The sequence below is a fragment of the Ilyobacter sp. genome, assembly GCF_041583315.1.
In the GTDB taxonomy this organism is placed as follows: Bacteria; Fusobacteriota; Fusobacteriia; order Fusobacteriales; family Fusobacteriaceae; genus Ilyobacter.
In genome coordinates this window covers 1-2,279 of the sequence record NZ_JBFHGC010000472.1, presented here as the reverse complement: position 1 = coordinate 2,279, position 2,279 = coordinate 1, and the positions used below count along the sequence as shown (strand labels likewise).

Below are 2,279 nucleotides of genomic sequence, written 5' to 3'. Positions count from 1 at the left end.
TTTTTAGCGAACTAAAAGAAATAAAAACAATTTATGAATAATACAGGCTTAATAATCCCATACGTGCAGTCTGTCAAGGACAGGTAAAGATAAATTATTTCCGTTTATGTATAGGGGAAACAGGTGCTTAATGCCGTATAATTAAAATAAAATTGACAAACAAAAAATAAAGATATAGAATACATATGAACAGATATTCACATAACGGGAGTGATTAAATTGGATTACACAAAAAAAGAATACCTCATAAGAAACCTTCACTGTGCTGGATGTGCAGCCAAGATAGAAGAAGCTATCTCATCTATAGAAGAAGCCGAAGATGTACATCTGAATTTTATGAAGAAAAAAATAACTGTTAAAATCCCAGACAAAAATACCGGAGATTTTCTGGACCGGATAAATAAAGTGGCTGACAGCATAGAGCCTGGTACCTATTTTGAAGATATAAAAGAGAAATCAAAAGCTATGAAAATAAAACTTTCAGGATTAAACTGTGCAGGATGTGCAGTAAAGATAGAGAGCCAGGTCTCAAAGCTTGACTTTGTAGATACTGCAAATCTGAACTTTTCCCAGCAGATTTTAAATTTAAATATTTCAGAAAAAAATATGGAAACGGAAATATTTCAGAAAGTAGAAGAGATAGTAAAATCCCTAGAACCTCATGTAGAGGTAAAATATGAACACCCGGAAATGGTCTATCACGATCATGAGCACGAGCACTTTCAGGGGTCCATGGCGAAAAAAGAGCTTTTGTTTCTATTGGTAGGGGGCGGATTGTTTATCTCCGGGCTATTTATGAAAAACATTCCCATGTTCAAAATATTTTTAATGCTTATCGCCTACACCCTGGTAGGGGGAGATATAGTATTAAATTCATTTAAGAATTTCAAAAGAGGAAATTTTATGGATGAGAACTTTCTCATGACAATAGCCACCTTTGGTGCCTTTGCCATCGGAGAATCTTCCGAAGCTGTGGGAGTTATGCTATTTTATAAAATCGGAGAATATTTCCAGGATCGAGCCGTGGAAAGTTCCAGGAAATCAATAGAGAGCCTTATGGATATAAGACCTGACTATGCCAATCTGAAAAGTTCCAGCGGGAAATTTGAAAAAGTATCCCCTGAAAATGTAAATATAGGGGACATCATCCTTGTAAAACCAGGAGAAAAAGTACCGCTAGACGGAGAAGTCATAAAAGGAAGCTCTGCAATAGATGTATCTGCCCTCACCGGAGAGTCTCTTCCAAAGGATGTCGCTCCAGGAGAGAAAATTTTAAGCGGAAGTGTAAACAGAAACGGAACTCTTGAAATAAAAGTTCTCAAGGATTTTTCTCACTCAACAGTGTCAAAAATACTTGAAATGGTTGAAAATGCAAGCTCTAAAAAAGCTAAGTCTGAAAAATTTATTACAAAATTTGCAAAATTTTACACCCCGGTAGTTGTAATTTCAGCCCTTGCCATAGCCTTCATACCACCTATTTTTGTCGGAGACTTTTCCACATGGTTCTACAGAGCTCTTATATTTTTGGTAATCTCGTGCCCCTGTGCATTAGTTGTTTCTATTCCTTTGAGTTTTTTCAGCGGGATAGGAGCTGCATCTAAAAGAGGGGTTCTTGTAAAAGGCGGAAACTACTTAGAAGAATTAAATAATGTAAAAGCCGTCGTTTTTGACAAAACAGGTACCCTAACACTGGGAAAATTCAAGGTCACAGATATTATGTCTGTAAACGGAAACCAGGAGGAGCTCTTAGAGCTGGCTGCAGCTGCAGAATGGTACTCCAACCATCCCATAGCAGAATGCATAAAGGAGGCCTTTAAAAAAGAGATAAAAGGGGATCAGATAGAGGATCATCGTGAGCTGGAAGGATATGGTATAGAGGCTCATTATAAAAAAGATAAAATTCTGACAGGAAACGGAAAACTTTTGAAGAAATATTCCATAGATTTTGAGGAAGCTGATCTTCTGGGAACAATTGTCTACGTAGCCAAAAATGATCTCTATGCAGGGTATATTCTCATATCAGATGAGATCAAAAAAGATTCTGCCCTGGCTGTAGAACAGCTGAAAGAGATAGGTATAAAATCCTATATGCTTACTGGCGACAGGAAAATGGTGGCAGAAAGTATCGGAAAAGAGATAGGCATAACCGAGGTTCATTCAGAACTTCTGCCCAATGAAAAGGTCGAGCATTTCCAAAGAATAAAAGAGAGTGTAAAGGGCTCTGTGATATTCGTAGGAGATGGTATAAATGACGCACCTGTTCTGGCACTTTCAGATAT

General features: G+C 37.4%; 1 protein-coding gene. It reads left to right on the top strand.

The features are described from left to right. Window positions 1-219: 219 nt before the first annotated feature. A partial coding sequence (locus tag ABZA26_RS13070) for a heavy metal translocating P-type ATPase (protein ID WP_372714946.1) occupies window positions 220-2,279 on the top strand: 2,060 nt, incomplete at its 3' end.